Consider the following 15602-nt stretch of genomic DNA (forward strand, 5'->3'; position numbering starts at 1 on the left):
GACCAGCGCGGCACTGATAAGCCCGAGACTGCAGGCTCCTGCGAAGATCCGTCGTTTCATGTGTTCCTCTCAAGTTGCCCCGCGAGCGCGAGACATCTTGAGAAAGTATCAATCCGGAATGCGCTTGCCTAGATGCTCCTGCATACATTTACGCCGCAGGGACCAAGAACGCGACGACTACGACGCCGACTCCACTCGCCACGATGATCGCTGCTACCCCGAGCGCCGACGAGAATCGTGGCGTGGGCCGACGTGTGAGCAACAGTGTCAGCAGCACGGCAAGGATGGAAACGAGCCCGGCGCCGACATATGCGATGGTTGCCTGCAGGGCGTAGTCCGGGGGCGGCGGTGCGGGATCCACGAGTGGTCGGGCGTAGCGGAAGCTCGCAACGTATATGAGCCCTAACACGACGAGCGCGGTGACGACCGACTCGAACACCCACACGGACCGGTTGCTCATCGACCCCTGCGCTTTCATCACAACCCTTTCTAACAGCTCAACACGGTTCTCGGTCTGGCAAGCGATCGATCAGGGTAGCCCCCTCCGCTGGAGCGGGATGCGGGGCTCGCATCGGCATGTCCCGACGCGCCACAGACCAGGGCAGAATCCATCGCGCGATCAAGCTCCATCAGTAAGCTCCTGAGCGCACCCTCGATTCACCGATGAATCGCAGTATTGAATGGGTGGGAGCATTGACCGGAAATGCCCCTCGGATCAGGGAAAATAGAGCTTGTCTAAGGTTCCAATTCCCAGAAACGAGAGGCATCTCGTAGATGCAATTCAAGCACGCTCCTGCCGCGGTGTCAGCGGTGTTCGATGATCCGAATCTCATGTCGGCCGCGGGGCTGGTGCCGATGCTGCGACTCGCGCGTTCCGCGGGGCTGGACGAGCTCGCGCGTGAGCGGTTGAGCGTCCCGACGGACAAGGGCGCGAACGCGGGCGCGAAGGTGATGTCGCTGGTGGCGGGGATGCTCGCCGGGGCGGACTCGATCGACGACATGAATCTGCTCCGCCACGGCGGGATGGGCCGGTTGTTCGATCGGACGTATACGCCATCGACGCTGGGATCGTTCCTTCGCGAGTTCCGGTTCGGACACGTCCGGCAGCTCGATGCGGTCGCCTCCCGCGTCCTGGCGAACCTCGCTTCGGCTGCGCCGCTGCTGCGGGTGCGGGCTGGTGAGCGGGTGATGGTGGATCTGGACGACACGATCATCGAGGTCCACGGATACCAGAAGCAGGGCGCCTCGTTCGGGTACTCCGGTGTCCGCGGTTTGAACGCACTGATCGCCACGGCATCGACGTCGGCATCGGCGCCGGTGATCCTCGGGCAGCGGCTGCGGCAGGGGAAGACCGGATCCCCGAAAGGCGCCGCACGGATCGTCGGTGACGCCCTCGCCACCCTGCGCCGCACCGGCGTCGCCGCAGGGGCTCGGCCGTTGCTGCGGGCGGATTCCGCGTTCTACGGCCACGCCACGATCGGCACCGCGATCAAAGCCGGCGCCGACGTGTCGGTGACCGTCCGGATGGACCCGGCGGTGAAGGCCGCGATCGCGACCATCCCGGATGACGCGTGGGAGATGATCGAGTACACCGACTCAATCCGTGACGAAGCCACAGGCCAGTTGATCTCCAAAGCCGAGGTCGCCGAGATCGACTTCACCGCGTTCCGCTCCCGCAAGAAAGCCGAACGCGTCGCGGGACGGCTGGTGGTCCGCCGGATCCCCGACCTGAACCCGGCACAGGCGGAGCAACCGACACTGTTCGACACCTGGCGGCACCACGCGTTCTTCACCACGACCAAAACGGACGACATGGACACCGTGGTGGCGGACAAGACCCACCGCGCTCACGCGATCATCGAGCAAGTCCACGCCGACCTCAAAGCCGGGCCGCTCGCGCACCTGCCCTGCGGAGTGTTCACCGCGAACAGCGCCTGGCTCGTCCTCGCCGTGATCGCGTTCAACCTCACCCGGACTGCCGGAATCATCGCCGATCGGGTGGGACGGCTCGCGAGAGCGACGACCGCGACGATCCGCCGCACCCTGATCCACGTCCCGGCGCGGCTGGCGCGCTCCGCGCGCCGGATCACGCTGCACCTACCTGAGGCCTGGCCCTGGCAGAACGCGTTCACCCAGCTATTCACGATCACGCACGCGCCGCCACCAGTCGCGGCCGTCTGACCATGGCCGCGACCGCGGCACGACCGAGGAGCCAGTGGACGACCGGGATGCGACGCCCGGAGCTCAACCCTGCCCACGACACGCCACCGCACACCGACCACGCCAGCCCGGCCCACCCAAAGCTCATCGGTGGATCGAGGCTTAGTCGGCGTCGACGTAGACGGTTGGCAACGCGGGATCTGACCTGCTGAGGGCGAGTGCGCGAACGGGGAGTTCTTCACGGACGCGCAGATGGTGCGCTCGCGCGGCGCGCACACCGGCCGGGCCCTCGGCATCGTTCACCGGTTCGCCCGCCTCGACCAGCGCGACCTGCAAGGGGCGTGCGTCCGGGTACTGCGCGGCGCTGGCGACCTGCTCGAATCCGTCGGCGACGGAGATCAGCTCGCTCGTGGCTTTGCCGCGATCCAGCGTGCGAAAGGCGGCTTTCCGACCGCCGGTGGAAGCTTTGTCGGTCGACGCCTTCGCGACCGAGACCCAGCCACCGGCGGCATCTTGACGGGCGACGAGCTTGTACACCATGCCCGCTGTGGGAGCGCCCGAGCCCGTGACGACGGAGGTGCCGACGCCGTATGCATCGACGGGGGATGCCGCCAATGCGGCGATCGCGAACTCGTCCAGATCGCTGGTGACCGTGATTTTCGTGCCGCTGGCGCCAAGCTCGTCCAGGTGAGCGCGCACCTGCGCGGCGACGGTCGGCAGATCGCCGGAATCGATGCGCACGCCGCCGAGGCCGGTGCCGGCGACGCGCACTGCCAGGGCTACTCCCTCGGTGATGTCGTAGGTGTCGATCAGCAGCGTCGTGTCGATGCCCAGAGCCTCGATCTGACTGCGAAACGCCGCCTCTTCCGTGTCGTGGAGGAGGGTCCACGCGTGTGCTGCCGTCCCCATCGTGGGGATGCCCCACGTCCGGCCAGCCTCCAGGTTGCTGGTTGCACCGAAGCCGGCGATGTAGGCGGCTCGGGCGGCCGCCACGGCCGATCGCTCGCCCGCGCGTCGTGAGCCCATCTCGGAGAGAGGTCGATCGCCGGCGGCGATGCTCATGCGGGCGGCGGCGTTCGCGACGGCGGAGTCGTGATTCATGATGCTGAGCGCGAGCGTCTCCAAGACGACCGCTTCGGCGAAGGTGCCTTCCACCGTGAGGATCGGAGAGCCGGGGAAGTACAGCTCGCCCTCGCGGTAGCCGGTGACCGACCCCGAGAATCGGTACCCCTCCAAGAATGCGAGGGTCTCCGCGCTGACCACGTGCTCGTCACGCAGGTAGCGCAACTCGTCCTCACCGAACCGGAACTCCCGAAGCTCCCGCAGGAACCGCCCCGTTCCGGCGACGACGCCGAAGCGTCGGGCGCCGGGCAGACGGCGGCCGAACAGCTCGAAGACGCAGGGGCGCCCGGCGGTCCCGTCTCGGAGGGCGGCGTCGAGCATCGTGAGCTCGTAGCGGTCGGTGAGCAGGGCGGTCGAGGGCGGCATGCGGTCACTCTATCGACGTGTCGGTGCGTCGTCGGCGAGTAGGCTGAACAATCGTGAATGACGCTCCGATCGGAATCTTCGACTCCGGCGTCGGCGGCCTCACCGTCGCCCGAGCCGTCTCACAGTTGTTGCCGCGCGAATCGATCCAGTACATCGGCGACACCGCGCACTCTCCCTATGGGCCGAAGCCGATCGCCGACGTGCGCCGGTATGGTCTCGAGGTTCTCGACACGCTGGTATCCGAGGGTGTGAAGATGCTCGTCATCGCCTGCAACACCGCATCCGCCGCTCTTCTTCGCGATGCGCGCGAGCGGTACGACGTGCCCGTCGTCGAGGTGATCGGTCCGGCTGTCCGGACGGCGATCGCCACCACCCGCAGCGGTCGGGTGGGCGTCATCGGCACCGACGGCACGATCAGCTCCGGTGTCTACCAAGACATGCTCGGCGTCCATCCCGAGCTCACGATCTCTGCGGCGGCCTGCCCCCGCTTCGTCGATTTCGTCGAGGCCGGCGTCACCGGCTCGCCGGAGGTACTCGCGGTAGCCGAGGAGTACCTGGCACCGCTGCGCCATGCGGGGGTCGACACACTCGTCCTCGGATGCACGCACTACCCGTTTCTCGAAGGGGCGATCAGCTACGTGATGGGTCCGGACGTCTCGCTCGTGAGCAGCGACACCGAAACGGCGAAGGACGTCTATCGGCAGCTGGTCTCGCGCGACCTGCTCGCGGGGCCGGATGCCGTCCCCACCCACGTGTACGAGGCCACCGGCGCGTCGGCCGATGACTTCCTCCGCCTCGCCGATCGGCTGATGGGCCGCGGCGTATCTTCCGTGCGATTGGTGCAGACCGGCGCCATCGACCTTCCGAAGGGAACCTCATGACCGAGACCATCCGAAAAGACGGACGCACCGTCGATCAGCTGCGCCCCGTCGTGATCGAGCGGGGCTGGAGCGCACACGCCGAAGGCTCGGCGCTCATCTCATTCGGTGCCACGAAGGTGCTGTGCACGGCCTCCTTCACGGGCGGCGTTCCGCGCTGGCTCACCGGCAAAGGCAAGGGGTGGGTGACGGCGGAGTATGCGATGCTGCCGCGCGCCACCAACTCGCGCAACGATCGCGAGTCGATCAAGGGCAAGGTCGGCGGTCGCACCCACGAGATCTCGCGGCTCATCGGGCGTGCGCTTCGCGCCGTCGTCGACACGAAAGCGCTGGGCGAGAACACGATCGTCATCGACTGCGATGTGCTGCAGGCCGACGGCGGCACGCGGACGGCTGCGATCACCGGAGCGTATGTCGCGTTGGCCGACGCGATCGAGTGGGGCCGAGCGAAGGGGCTTGTCGGCAAGAACGCGAAGGTTCTCATCGATTCCGTCGCCGCGATCTCGGTCGGCATCATCGACGGCGAGCCGATGCTCGACCTCGCCTACGTCGAGGACGTCCGCGCCGAGACCGACATGAACGTCGTCGTCACCGGTCGGGGCTTGTTCGTCGAGGTGCAGGGCACCGCAGAGGGTGCCCCCTTCGACAAGCGTGAGCTCGACGCCCTTCTCGACCTCGGCGTCGCCGGCTGCGCTGACCTGCGTGAGCAGCAGGCCGCGGCACTGCAGGCCTGAGTCCTCGGGCGGGGCTGACGCATGAGCAGAATCGTCCTTGCGACGCATAATCCGCACAAAGTCGAGGAGTTCGGCGCGATCGTCGCGGCGACACGGCCGGACCTCGAGGTCATCGGATACGACGGTCCTGAGCCGGTCGAAGACGGTGTGACTTTCGCTGACAACGCCCTGATCAAGGCTCGCGCCGCGGCGGCCCATACGGGGCTGCCTGCGCTGGCAGATGACTCGGGGATCTGTGTCGACGTTCTGGGGGGTGCACCCGGGGTCTTCTCCGCCTACTGGGCGGGGCACAAGAAGGATGCCGTCGCGAACCTCGAGTTGCTCCTCGATCAGCTCGCCGACATCGCCGATCCACACCGCACGGCCCGATTCGTCTCGACGATCGCGTTGGTGACGCCGGGGGGCGACGAGCACGTCGTCGAAGGGCTGTGGCCCGGACGGCTCGCACGGCGCCCGTCGGGGGACGGCGGCTTCGGATATGACCCGATCTTCCTCCCCGACGGGCAGGGCGGCAGGAGTGCGGCGGACCTCAGCGCCGAAGAGAAGAATGCGGCATCCCATCGCGCGCGCGCCTTCGTGGCACTGGCTCCGTTGCTGGCAGACCTGGAGCGATAACCGTTCCCGACTGGGTGCGGAGGCAGGCCGGCACGCGTCTCGGGGCCTAGCCTCGAAGCATGCACGATCACGCACCCGCCGGCGGCATCCGGGGTTCGAGCAACCAGCGACTGCTGGTGATGTCACTGGCGTTGACGGCAAGCGTCATGCTCGTCCAGGTCGTCGGCGCCGTCCTGACCGGATCGCTTGCGCTCCTGGCCGATGCCGCTCACATGTTCACGGATTCTTCGGCGCTCGTGATCGCCCTGATCGCCTCGCGGGTCGCGGCGCGCCCGGCGGATGACCGCAACACGTACGGCTACCAGCGTGCCGAAGTCTTCGGTGCGCTGGTGAACGCCGTCATCCTGATCGCGCTGATGGTGTGGATCGCCATCGAAGCGCTCGGACGTCTCCTTCGGCCGAGCGAGGTGGACATCGCCGCGGGGCTCATGCTCGTCGTCGCGACGGTCGGCCTCATCGCCAACGCGGTCTCGATGTACCTGCTGAGCGCCGCGCAGAAGCGCAGTATCAACGTGCGCGGCGCGTACCTCGAGGTTGTGGGCGACCTGATCGGCTCTGCCGTCGTGATCGTCGCTGCCATCGTCATCGCCGTCACCGGGTGGATGCCGGTCGACGCGATCGCGTCGCTCGTCATCGCGGCGATGATCCTGCCGCGCGCCGTGGCGCTTCTTCGGGAGGTTTTCTCGGTGCTGGGGGAGCGTGCTCCGCAGGGGACCGAGGTGAGCGCGATCCGAGAGCACATCCTCGGCGAACCGGGAGTCGTCGATGTCCACGACGTGCACGTGTGGCAACTCACTCGCGGTGCCCCGGTGTTCACCGCACACGTCGTCGTCGACGACGCGGTACTCAGCGGAGGGTCGGCACCGCTGCTGTCACGCCTGCAGGGATGCCTGTCCACGCACTTCGATGTCGAACACTCGACGTTCCAGTTCGAACCGGCGGGCCATCGTGAACACGACCGGCACGGCTGAGTGCCGCGGCGGGGTGCCCTCGCGCGTTCCTACGAGTTCCTCGGGTTGACGGTGTTGACCGTCGATGAGCCGGGGGACGAGGCGCCGCAGGCGTGTATCGCGGTCGTGCCCACCGACAGCGTCAACTTCCAAGACCGTACGTTCAGCGGGCAGGTGTACTCCGGGTGTGGGGTGGGCGCTTTCCCCGCAACGGCCGAGTTCACGGTGGAAGCGGTCGCCCCGCTCGAATTGCGTGCGCTGTTTCCGGTGGGCACGTCGCTGCAGTTCGCGCTCGTCGGCGACGAGGTGGTCGTCTTCGCCGACGACGGGAACGGCATCTCCGCCGCCGACGACTGACGCCACTCAGGGCGCGCGATGCACGTCCGCGGGGGTCATGTCCGGGCGGAGCCCCCGCCATCGCGCATGCCGCAGAGTGTCGTTGGGGGTGAACTCAGCGAACTCGACTTCGCCGACGAGACGGGGTTCCACCCAGAGCGCGTCGGATGCGTCGGCATCCGGAACCGCGAGGAAGGGGTTCACGGTCGAGCGGACGAGGATGGCGTCGAGCCGCGCGAGTTCGCGGTCGGTGAACCCCGAGCCGACTCGGCCCACGTATTCCAGTCCCTCCGGCCCCGGAATGCCGAGGAGCAGAGACCCGATCTCACCGGTTCGGCCGCCGCGCCCGGGCCGGATCCCGCCGATGACGACGTCCTGTGTGTGCGTGATCTTGACTTTGAGCCACGCCTCCGATCGGGCGCCCGCCCGGTAGACAGACCTCGGATCCTTCACCACGACGCCCTCCAGCCCGAGTGCACGTGCCGTGACCAGGGCGCTGGCGACATCGTCGGCGATGGGGGGCACCACGATCGCAGAGACGGCCCCCCGAGCGCGCTCTTCCAGGAGAGCGCGCCGCTCGGAGAGGGGGATCTCCTCGGCATCCGTCGCGCCCGACGCGAGCGCATCGAACAGCACGAAGGTCACGGGAGTGCGCGCGGCCTCGCGTTCGATCTCGCGGGGCTTCGTCACGTGCATGCGGTTCTGCAGTCGGCTGAAACTCGGGGTGCCGCCCGTGCCGAACGCGACGATCTCGCCGTCCACCGTCAACGGCTCCGGGCCGAACCCGGGGTCGCCGCCCGTGAGTTCGGGATAGCGGGATGTGATGTCGGTTCCACTGCGCGCGTGCAATGTCAGGCGGTGCCCGTCCCATCTGCCGACGGCGCGGATGCCGTCCCATTTGAACTCGACCCAGGGGGTACCCCATCGCTTCGCGGCTCGCGTGGCCTCGGCCTCGGTGGCCGGCGTGGCGAGCATGGGCCCGGCAGCTCCGACGGCGCGGCCGGGCGGCCTCGTTGAGGGATGCGCTCCCCGCGTCGCCGTCCCCGGAGCGGGTGCGAGCGGCATGCGGTGGAGAAGCCACTGCGACTTCTCACCCGCTCCCTGTGTGCGGATGAGGGCCAGCCGCGCGGACCCCAGCGGACCACCCGGTCGTCCCGCGACCGTCACGATGATCTCGTCATCGCGCCACTTCTCGGTGACGTAGCTCCCGGTGTCCCAGATCGTCATCGTCCCGGCGCCATATTCTCCTCGTGGAATGTCTCCGGCGAAGGTCAGGTACTCGGGGGGATGCGGCTCGGTCATCACGGCCAGATGATTGCGCTCGGTGGACTCGGGGATACCGCGAGGGACCGCCCAGCTCATGAGGACGCCGTCGCGCTCCAGCCGCAGATCGAAATGCAGACGCGACGCGTGGTGCTCATGGACCACGAATCTCGTCCCTGCCCCGGCGGATTCCGTCACCGCGGCCGGCATGGGCTCGGGCGTGCGCGCGGCCGACCGCTTGGCGAGGTAACTCGCGATCGGAGATGCCGAGCGCGGGGCCAGGTCGGCGAGAGGATCGCCGAACTCTTCGGCTCGGCCGAGCATCTCGTCGAAGCGCACCTGGCGGAGGCCGGGGTCATCGAGCTCCGCCCACGTGCGTGGTGCGGCGACGGTCGGCGCGTCCCGGCCCCGGAGCGAGTAGGGCGCGATCGTGGTCTTGGCCGCGTTGTTCTGGCTCCAGTCGAGGAACACGCGACCCGCCCGAAGACTCTTCGACATCTGACTGACGACGAGATCCGGGTGGTCGGCCTCGAGCAATCGGGCAAGCTCCTTCGCGAACGCCGACATCTCCTCGCTCGAGCGTGAGCCGTCGAGCCGGGCATACAGATGAAGACCTTTGCTTCCGCTCGTGACCGGAAAGCACGGCAAGCCCAGATCATCGAGGATGGCCCGCAACAGGCGTGCGACCTCCGCGCACTCCGCAAGTCCGACGCCGGATCCGGGGTCGAGGTCGAGCACGAGTCGGTCTGGATGCCTGCGCCCACCGTCCGGGGCAAAGCGCCACTGGGGCGTGTGGAGCTCCAGGCTCGCCACCTGAGCGAGGTACACAAGGGCGGGTAGGTCTTCGATGAGCGGATAGTCCTTCGCCCCGGTCGAGTGATCTATCGCGCGTCGGGGGAGCCACTCAGGTGCGCCGGCTTCGAGCGCTTTCGCGAAGAACGGGGGATGGTCGACGCCCTCGGGCCATCGGAGGCGCGTCACGGGCCGTCCCGCGAGGTGCGGCAGCATCAGTGGCGCGATGCGCGTGATGTAGTCGATAACCTCGCCCTTGGTGGTTCCGGTGTGCGGGTAGAGAACCTTGTCGAGGTTGGTCAGGCGCAGGCGGCGTCCGGCCACGTCGACGAGCTGTCCACTGCCTGGCATCTCGTCAGGCTAGCGCCCCCACGTCCAGCCAGCAGTCAAGGGAGTGGCGGTCACCACTGTGACCGGTGTTCACTGGGGTCATGAGAACGATCTGGAAAGGCGCCCTCACGTTCGGGCTCGTGAATGTGCCGGTCAAGGTGTACTCGGCCACCGAAGACCATGACGTCCCGCTCCATCAGGTGCACGGCGCCGACGGCGGACGCATCCGGTATCAGCGCATCTGCGAGATCGACGGCGAGATCGTGCCGTACGCCGAGATCGACAAGGCCTACGACGACGGGGAGCGCACGGTCGTGCTCACATCGGAGGACATCGCTGCGCTTCCCGCCGAGCGCAGTCGCGAGATCGAGGTCGTCGAGTTCGTGCCGAGCGACCAGATCGACCTGCTGACGCTCGACAAGGCTTACTACCTCGAACCCGATTCCGCCTCCCCGAAGGCCTACGTCCTGCTGCGCAAGACGCTCGAGCAGACCGACCGCACCGCCATCGTGCGGTTCTCGCTGCGTCAGAAGACGCGCCTGGCGGCTCTCCGCGTCCGCGGAGAGGTCTTGGTCCTGCAGACCCTGTTGTGGTCCGACGAAGTGCGGGAAGCGACGTTCGCCGCGCTCGATGAGCCGGTGAAGATCTCCGCGAAAGAACTGGAGCTCTCGGCATCGCTCGTGGAGAGCTTTTCGAGCGATTTCGACCCGACGCAGTTCGTCGACGAGTATCAGCAGGAACTGCGCACGCTCATCGATGCCAAGCTCGACAAGGGTGACGCGCTCGACACCTCCGAGACCTTCGGCGACCGACCCGAGAAGGATTCTGGAGGTGAGGTGATCGACCTCATGGCCGCGCTGAAGGCCAGTGTGGAGCGGAGCCGGGCAGCACGTCAGGGCGACGGGGCGGCGTCCGAATCGGCACCGAAGAAGAAGTCGGCGAAGGCCAAGAAAGCCTCCTGAGGTCGTTTCTCAGACGGCGGGTGTGGTGCCGCTGCGCGGCGCGTCGTCATCGTCTGCGTCGAAGACCTCCGGTGCCGACCGGTGGATGTCGGGTGCGACCTCGAACGACTCGGAGGTGAGGGTCAGCTCGTGGGCATCGGCGGCATCCACGACCGGGGGAACACCCTCGGCGAGCTCCTTGCGGACCTTCCGGCGTTCCGAGAAGTAATGCCACAGTGTGACCAGCGCGGTGCCGCCGACCGCGACGAGGAGGATGACGTCGATGTACTCGGTGACGAGCTCGGAGATCCAGGGGACGAATCCGATCAGGTAGCCGAGCATGGTGAGGCCGAAGCCCCACAGGATCGCGCCGATGAGGTTGTAGAGGGAGTAGCGGCGCCACGGCATGTGCCCGACGCCGGCGGCGACCGGGGCGAAGGTGCGCACGATCGGGACGAAGCGCGCGAGGATGACGGTGAGCCCCCCGTAGCGCTCGAAGAACGCGTTGGTGCGCTCGACGTTCTTCCGGCTGAAGAGGCCGGACTCCTTCTTCTCGAAGACCGCGGGACCACCCTTGTGGCCGATGTAATAGCCGACTTCACCGCCCAGGAAGGCAGAAAGCGCGATGGCGAGGGCCACGATCCACACGTTCACGCCGAACACGCCGTTGGGGAGTGTGTCGGTCGAGTGTGAAAGCAGGCCAGAGATCACGAGAAGCGTGTCACCGGGCAGCAGGAAGCCGACGAGCAGCCCCGTCTCGGCGAAGACGATGAAACAGACCACCAGCAGCGCCCACGGGCCCGCCGAATTGATGATCAACTCAGGGTCGAGCCAGGGGATGAGGGCGATGTGGTGCACTGGGAGTCCCGTCGGTCGTGCGTGCGGTCGGCGGTAGAACTGGCGTGAGCTTACTGGCCCTCACCGTGCGGAAGGTGGGACTTGAACCCACACGCTCGAAAGCACAGGAACCTAAATCCTGCGTGTCTGCCAATTTCACCACTCCCGCGCGGTGACCAGTCTATCGGCGAGCACTGAGCGATGCCGTCGACGGTTGTCCGGTCTCCGGCATCCGATCGAGGCGCGGAGATCCGCCGATGATCCAGTACCCCAATCCGACGATGAGGCCGCCGCCGATCAAGTTGCCGAGTCCGACCCACCAGAGGTTGCCGGCGAACAGGCCGAGCGTCGCGTTCGGATCACCCGAGAACAGTCCGATCGCGTAGGTCGTCATGTTCGCGACGACGTGCTCGAAGCCCGAGCTGATGAACGCGAGGATCGCGGCGAAGATCAGCAAGATCTTCGCGACGTCGGAGCGAACGCGCGCGCACATCCAGATCGCCAGGCACACGAGCACATTGCAGAGGATGCCGCGGACGATGAGCTCGAGCGGACTTTCGTGCGCCTTGCTCTCCAGCATCCCGGCCAGCATCTGCCCGGCCGGCGCGTTCGAGTGGAGCACGCCCGAGACCACGATGAGCCCGGCGAAGAGGAGCGCGCCGAGGAGGTTCATGACGAACGTGACGGCGATCGTGGCCGCCGCTCGTCCGGGGGAGACGGCGCGGATCAGGGCGCCCTGGGGGAGAGTCATCATCGCCGAGGTGACGAGGTCGCCGCCGGCGAAGACGACGAGAGTGAGGGCCACGCCGAACACCAGTCCGCTGACGAGTTTTGCCAAACCGTCGCCCGCCGTCAACAGGGGGCCGGCGACCGACACCATGAGGACGACGCCGATGCCGATGTAGGCGCCGGCGAGCATCCCGGACACGGCGAACCGTCCGAGCGTGCGCAGGCCGGCGGCCTTGTGGGCGGCGGCATCGGCCTGGACGCCGAGAGTGTCGGAGATGCTCAGCACGAGACTGAGTCTACGTGTGGCCTGACCACATCACAAGGAGCGATGCTGTGGATAATCTCCCCGCCGGTTCCGCAGAATTGTCAGGATGCCGGGGTGAGCCTTGCCCCTGTCCCTTCCGTCGCGGTGGACCCGCACGCGTCGGCCGTGCGGGCTGTCGCCGAGCGGGTGCGCGATCGCCTGCGGGCCGAGCAGGCCGACCCGATGCGTCAGCCCGACCGGGCCGAGCAACTGGCGACCGCGGAAGTGCGTGCCCACAACGACTTCGCGCTCGCGCGCGGTCTCGACCTCATCGAGGATGAGCGCGCGTGCGTGCGAGCGGTCATCGCGACGGTCACGGGGTTCGGCCCGCTGCAGGCGCTGTTGGACGATCCGACGGTCGAAGAGATCTGGATCAACTCACCCGACCGGGTGTATTTCGCGCGCGCAGGACGCAGCCATCGCGCTCCGCTCGTCCTCACCGATGACGCCGTCCGCGATCTCGTCGAGCGGATGCTGCACACCACGGGTCGCCGGGTGGATCTCAGCCAGCCGTTCGTCGATGCGTCACTTCCGGACGGCTCTCGTCTGCATTGCGTGATCCCGGACATCACGCGGGCTCATTGGGCGGTCAACATCCGGAAGTTCCTGGCGTCACACCGCACGCTGGATGATCTCGTCGTCGCGCGTTCGCTCACACCCGCGACGGCTGACCTCCTCACGAGCGCCATGGCGGCGGGGAGCAGCATCCTCGTGTCGGGTGCGACCCACGCCGGCAAGACCACCCTGTTGGCCGCGATGATCGGTGCCTGTCCACCGGATCACCGTGTCGTCACGGTCGAGGAAACGTTCGAGCTGGCCGTCCAGGCGCCGGACATCGTGGCACTCCAAGGCCGGCAGCCGAGCCTGGAGGGCACAGGAGCGGTGAGTCTTCGACGCCTGGTGAAGGAGGCACTACGCATGCGGCCCGACCGGCTCGTCGTCGGTGAAGTGCGCGACGCGGAGGCCCTCGACCTCCTCCTGGCCCTCAACACCGGCGTCCCCGGCGCCGCGACCATCCACGCCAACTCCGCCGATGAGGCGCTGCGCAAACTGGCTGCGCTGCCGTTGCTCGCCGGCCAGAACATCGACTCGGGATTCGTGCTCCCCGCCATCGCTGCATCGGTCGACCTCGTCGTGCACTGCCGCCGCGGCGTCGATGGACACCGCTTCGTGGAGGAGATCGTGCGAACGACCGGCGCTGTGGTCGAGGGGCGAGTCGAGACCGAGACGGTCATGCACGGAGCTCGGCGATGACCATCTTCTGGGGTGCGATGCTCGCCGCCGGCGTCCTGTTGGTCGCCTCGCCGTGGCTCTGGCCGGCTCGGTCGGGAGCGAAGCGGGCGTCCGCTGCCGAGGGAAAGCTCGCCCGGATGCTGCAGGAAGCGGGGTATGCGCACGCTCCTGCCGCACGACCCGTTGTCATCTCCCTCGCCTGCGCCGTGGTGGCGGCATCCGTGAGCGTGTTGGTGACGGGACTCGCCGCCGTCGCGCTGGTGGCAGCGACCGCCGGGGCGGCCGCGCCGTTCGCGTGGTTGCGGCAGCGGGCGCGGCGGTTGCGCGCCTCGCGGCGTGCCCTGTGGTCGGATGTGTGCGACCTCCTCATCGCCTCGGCCCGGGCGGGCATGTCGCTTCCGGATGCCGTATCGGCGCTCGCCGACAGTGGTCCTCCGTCGCTGCGGCCGGCGTTTGCCCGCTTCGCGGGGGATATGGCGGCATCCGGTCACTTCGACTCCAGCGCGTTGCGGCTCAAGGCGACGCTGGCTGACCCCGTCGCTGACCGGATCGTCGAGACGCTACGCATGGCGCGTCAGGTGGGCGGGAGCGAGCTCACCGCGGTCCTGCGAGCTCTGTCCACGTCCGTCCGAGCCGATGCGACCCTGCGGGCCGAGGTCGAAGCGCGCCAATCGTGGGTGCGCGGTGCCGCGATCGTCGGGGTGGTCGCACCGTGGATCGTCCTCGGGCTTCTCGCGCTTCGGCCCGAGGGAGCGCAGGCTTACGGGAGTCCAGCCGGCGTCGTGGTGATTCTGGTGGGTGCGGTGGTCTCGGTGTTCGCGTACCGGTTGACGCTCCGCGTGGGGCGGCTCCCCGAGCCGCAGCGGTGGTTCGCATGAGCGTGGTCACCGAGCTTGCGTTCGCCGTCGTGCTCGGTGCGGGGCTGTCGGCGGGAATCCTCTTGGCTGCGGTGCGCGTGCCGCGCTGGTCGGCGCCGAGCCTCGAACGACGGATCGCGCCGTACGTCCGCGACGTGGCCGATCCCCGGGGATTGACTCCGCTCGCGGCGCCCGCGTGGAGCGCCGGGTGGCAGTCGCTGCACGATCGCCTCATTTCGGCGTGGGGCGGGGAAGACGCACTGGCGATGCGCCTGCGGCAGGCGGACCGGTCCCAGACCGTGCGGTCCTTCCGCGCGACCCAACTCGCCTGGGCGCTCGCCGGGCTGGCGCTCGGGGCCGCGCTCGCCGTCGCGGTCACCCTGGCAGGCCGTGGCGGACCGATCGCGGCACTCCTCCCCCCGCTTCTCGCCGTCGCGGGTGTCCTCGTGTGTGACTACCGTCTGACCGTGGCGGCACGATCGCGCGCCGCGCGGATCGCGGACGAACTCCCCACCGTTCTGGAGTTCCTTGCGCTGTGCCTGTCAGCCGGCGAGGGATTGCGCGACGCGTTGCGCCGTGTGGGGGAGATCGGGACCGGCGAGCTGACCGCGGAGTTCCGCCGCGCAGTGCTGGCCAGTGGGACAGGCTCGAGCCTCTCCGACGCGCTCCTCGATCTGGCGCGGAACGTGGATGTCCCCGCGCTCTCTCGTGCCATCGAGCACATCGTCGCTGCCATCGATCGCGGCGCTCCGCTGGCTCACGTCCTGCAGGATCAAGCCGTCGACGCACGTGAAGACGCGAAGCGAGGGCTTCTGGAAGCGGCGGGGAGGAAGGAGATATTCATGCTTCTTCCGCTTGTCTTTCTGATCCTCCCGCTGTCGGTACTCTTCGCCGTCTTCCCAGGGATCGTCTTGCTGAAACTCGGAATCGGATGACCGGCGACGGTCGAAAGGAGGCGGGCATGATCCGCACAGGATGGGGCGCGGTGCGCGCGCTGTGGGACGAGACGATGACCGATGAACGTGGTGACGTCCCCGGCTGGGTATTGGTCACGCTCATGACCGCGGGACTCGTCGTGGCGATCTGGGCTCTCGCGGGGCCTGCGTTGGCCGACCTGTTCACCGACGCGATCAGTCGCGTGTCGGGGTTCTGACC

16 protein-coding genes and 1 tRNA gene are annotated in these 15602 nt (G+C 67.9%); 11 read left to right on the forward strand and 6 right to left on the reverse strand.

Going from position 1 to position 15602, the window contains the following annotated elements; all coding sequences use genetic code 11:
- Positions 1-148 precede the first annotated feature (148 nt).
- Positions 149-460, reverse strand: a complete 312-nt coding sequence (locus Q0653_RS01475; RefSeq protein ID WP_196382795.1) for a hypothetical protein — start codon at positions 458-460, stop codon at positions 149-151.
- A 314-nt stretch (positions 461-774) separates the two neighbouring features.
- Between Q0653_RS01475 and Q0653_RS01480 the strand changes: the two genes are divergently transcribed.
- A complete protein-coding gene (locus tag Q0653_RS01480) occupies positions 775-2181 on the forward strand; it encodes an IS1380 family transposase (RefSeq protein ID WP_298942094.1) in 1407 nt (468 codons plus the stop codon).
- Positions 2182-2322: 141 nt separating this feature from the next.
- On the opposite strand, the gene Q0653_RS01485 is transcribed toward Q0653_RS01480, so the two are convergent.
- Positions 2323-3648 carry a nicotinate phosphoribosyltransferase gene (locus Q0653_RS01485; RefSeq protein ID WP_298741621.1) on the reverse strand — a complete coding sequence of 442 codons (1326 nt, stop codon included), beginning with the start codon at positions 3646-3648 and terminating at the stop codon, positions 2323-2325.
- A gap of 53 nt (positions 3649-3701) precedes the next feature.
- On the opposite strand from Q0653_RS01485, the gene murI reads away from it, so the two are divergent.
- From murI to Q0653_RS01510, 5 genes are read left to right on the forward strand one after another with little or no spacing between them, the layout of a single operon-like run.
- On the forward strand, positions 3702-4529 hold the full coding sequence (gene murI / locus Q0653_RS01490) for a glutamate racemase (RefSeq protein ID WP_298741619.1): 828 nt from the start codon (positions 3702-3704) through the stop codon (positions 4527-4529).
- Positions 4526-5260 (forward strand): ribonuclease PH, encoded by a 735-nt coding sequence (gene rph / locus Q0653_RS01495; protein WP_298741617.1) that lies wholly within the window; start codon positions 4526-4528, stop codon positions 5258-5260. Before murI ends, rph begins: the two co-directional genes overlap by 4 nt.
- Positions 5261-5281: 21 nt before the next feature.
- The gene (gene rdgB / locus Q0653_RS01500) at positions 5282-5875 is read left to right on the forward strand and encodes an RdgB/HAM1 family non-canonical purine NTP pyrophosphatase (protein WP_298741615.1); all 594 of its coding nucleotides are present in this window, start codon (positions 5282-5284) and stop codon (positions 5873-5875) included.
- 59 nt (positions 5876-5934) lie between these two features.
- Positions 5935-6846, forward strand: a complete 912-nt coding sequence (locus tag Q0653_RS01505; RefSeq protein WP_298942098.1) for a cation diffusion facilitator family transporter — start codon at positions 5935-5937, stop codon at positions 6844-6846.
- A complete protein-coding gene (locus tag Q0653_RS01510; protein WP_298942100.1) occupies positions 6847-7182 on the forward strand; it encodes a hypothetical protein in 336 nt (111 codons plus the stop codon). It abuts the gene before it with no gap.
- A 6-nt stretch (positions 7183-7188) separates the two neighbouring features.
- Here Q0653_RS01510 and Q0653_RS01515 read toward each other — a convergent pair whose 3' ends face one another.
- Positions 7189-9567, reverse strand: a complete 2379-nt coding sequence (locus tag Q0653_RS01515) for an ATP-dependent DNA ligase (RefSeq protein WP_298942102.1) — start codon at positions 9565-9567, stop codon at positions 7189-7191.
- 80 nt (positions 9568-9647) lie between these two features.
- Here Q0653_RS01515 and Q0653_RS01520 point away from each other — a divergent pair, with 80 nt between their 5' ends.
- Positions 9648-10508 (forward strand): Ku protein, encoded by an 861-nt coding sequence (locus Q0653_RS01520; protein WP_298942104.1) that lies wholly within the window; start codon positions 9648-9650, stop codon positions 10506-10508.
- 9 nt (positions 10509-10517) lie between these two features.
- Here the strand turns inward: Q0653_RS01520 and Q0653_RS01525 are convergent, their stop codons facing one another.
- From Q0653_RS01525 to Q0653_RS01535, 3 genes are all read right to left on the reverse strand, one after another.
- On the reverse strand, positions 10518-11345 hold the full coding sequence (locus Q0653_RS01525; protein ID WP_298942106.1) for a DedA family protein: 828 nt from the start codon (positions 11343-11345) through the stop codon (positions 10518-10520).
- A gap of 66 nt (positions 11346-11411) precedes the next feature.
- Positions 11412-11493, reverse strand: a tRNA-Leu gene (locus Q0653_RS01530).
- A 12-nt stretch (positions 11494-11505) separates the two neighbouring features.
- Entirely contained in the window at positions 11506-12339 is an 834-nt protein-coding gene (locus Q0653_RS01535; RefSeq protein WP_298942108.1) for a formate/nitrite transporter family protein, read from the reverse strand.
- 93 nt (positions 12340-12432) lie between these two features.
- Here Q0653_RS01535 and Q0653_RS01540 point away from each other — a divergent pair, with 93 nt between their 5' ends.
- The 4 genes from Q0653_RS01540 to Q0653_RS01555 are packed head-to-tail and all read left to right on the forward strand — an operon-like array spanning position 12433 to position 15600.
- Complete coding sequence (locus Q0653_RS01540; protein ID WP_298942110.1) at positions 12433-13611, forward strand: ATPase, T2SS/T4P/T4SS family; 1179 nt, start codon at positions 12433-12435, stop codon at positions 13609-13611.
- Positions 13608-14468: a type II secretion system F family protein gene (locus Q0653_RS01545; protein WP_298741598.1), complete on the forward strand. Its 861-nt coding sequence runs from the start codon at positions 13608-13610 to the stop codon at positions 14466-14468. Before Q0653_RS01540 ends, Q0653_RS01545 begins: the two co-directional genes overlap by 4 nt.
- Positions 14465-15382, forward strand: coding sequence for a type II secretion system F family protein (locus tag Q0653_RS01550; protein WP_298741597.1), 918 nt, complete (start codon positions 14465-14467; stop codon positions 15380-15382). Before Q0653_RS01545 ends, Q0653_RS01550 begins: the two co-directional genes overlap by 4 nt.
- Before the next feature lie 26 nt (positions 15383-15408).
- Complete coding sequence (locus tag Q0653_RS01555; RefSeq protein ID WP_298741595.1) at positions 15409-15600, forward strand: hypothetical protein; 192 nt, start codon at positions 15409-15411, stop codon at positions 15598-15600.
- Positions 15601-15602: the final 2 nt, after the last annotated feature.

Origin of the sequence: uncultured Microbacterium sp., assembly GCF_947488465.1 — a bacterium.
Taxonomy (GTDB): Bacteria; Actinomycetota; Actinomycetes; order Actinomycetales; family Microbacteriaceae; genus Microbacterium.

Excerpts from the sequence above, each read along its gene's own strand:
- Q0653_RS01475 (WP_196382795.1), bottom strand. The coding sequence starts at position 460 with ATGAGCAACCGGTCCGTGTGGGTGTTCGAGTCGGTCGTCACCGCGCTC.
- Q0653_RS01480 (WP_298942094.1), top strand. The coding sequence starts at position 775 with ATGCAATTCAAGCACGCTCCTGCCGCGGTGTCAGCGGTGTTCGATGAT.
- Q0653_RS01485 (WP_298741621.1), bottom strand. The coding sequence starts at position 3,648 with ATGCCGCCCTCGACCGCCCTGCTCACCGACCGCTACGAGCTCACGATG.
- rph (WP_298741617.1), top strand. The coding sequence starts at position 4,526 with ATGACCGAGACCATCCGAAAAGACGGACGCACCGTCGATCAGCTGCGC.
- rdgB (WP_298741615.1), top strand. The coding sequence starts at position 5,282 with ATGAGCAGAATCGTCCTTGCGACGCATAATCCGCACAAAGTCGAGGAG.
- Q0653_RS01505 (WP_298942098.1), top strand. The coding sequence starts at position 5,935 with ATGCACGATCACGCACCCGCCGGCGGCATCCGGGGTTCGAGCAACCAG.
- Q0653_RS01515 (WP_298942102.1), bottom strand. The coding sequence starts at position 9,567 with ATGCCAGGCAGTGGACAGCTCGTCGACGTGGCCGGACGCCGCCTGCGC.
- Q0653_RS01520 (WP_298942104.1), top strand. The coding sequence starts at position 9,648 with ATGAGAACGATCTGGAAAGGCGCCCTCACGTTCGGGCTCGTGAATGTG.
- Q0653_RS01545 (WP_298741598.1), top strand. The coding sequence starts at position 13,608 with ATGACCATCTTCTGGGGTGCGATGCTCGCCGCCGGCGTCCTGTTGGTC.
- Q0653_RS01550 (WP_298741597.1), top strand. The coding sequence starts at position 14,465 with ATGAGCGTGGTCACCGAGCTTGCGTTCGCCGTCGTGCTCGGTGCGGGG.
- Q0653_RS01555 (WP_298741595.1), top strand. The coding sequence starts at position 15,409 with ATGATCCGCACAGGATGGGGCGCGGTGCGCGCGCTGTGGGACGAGACG.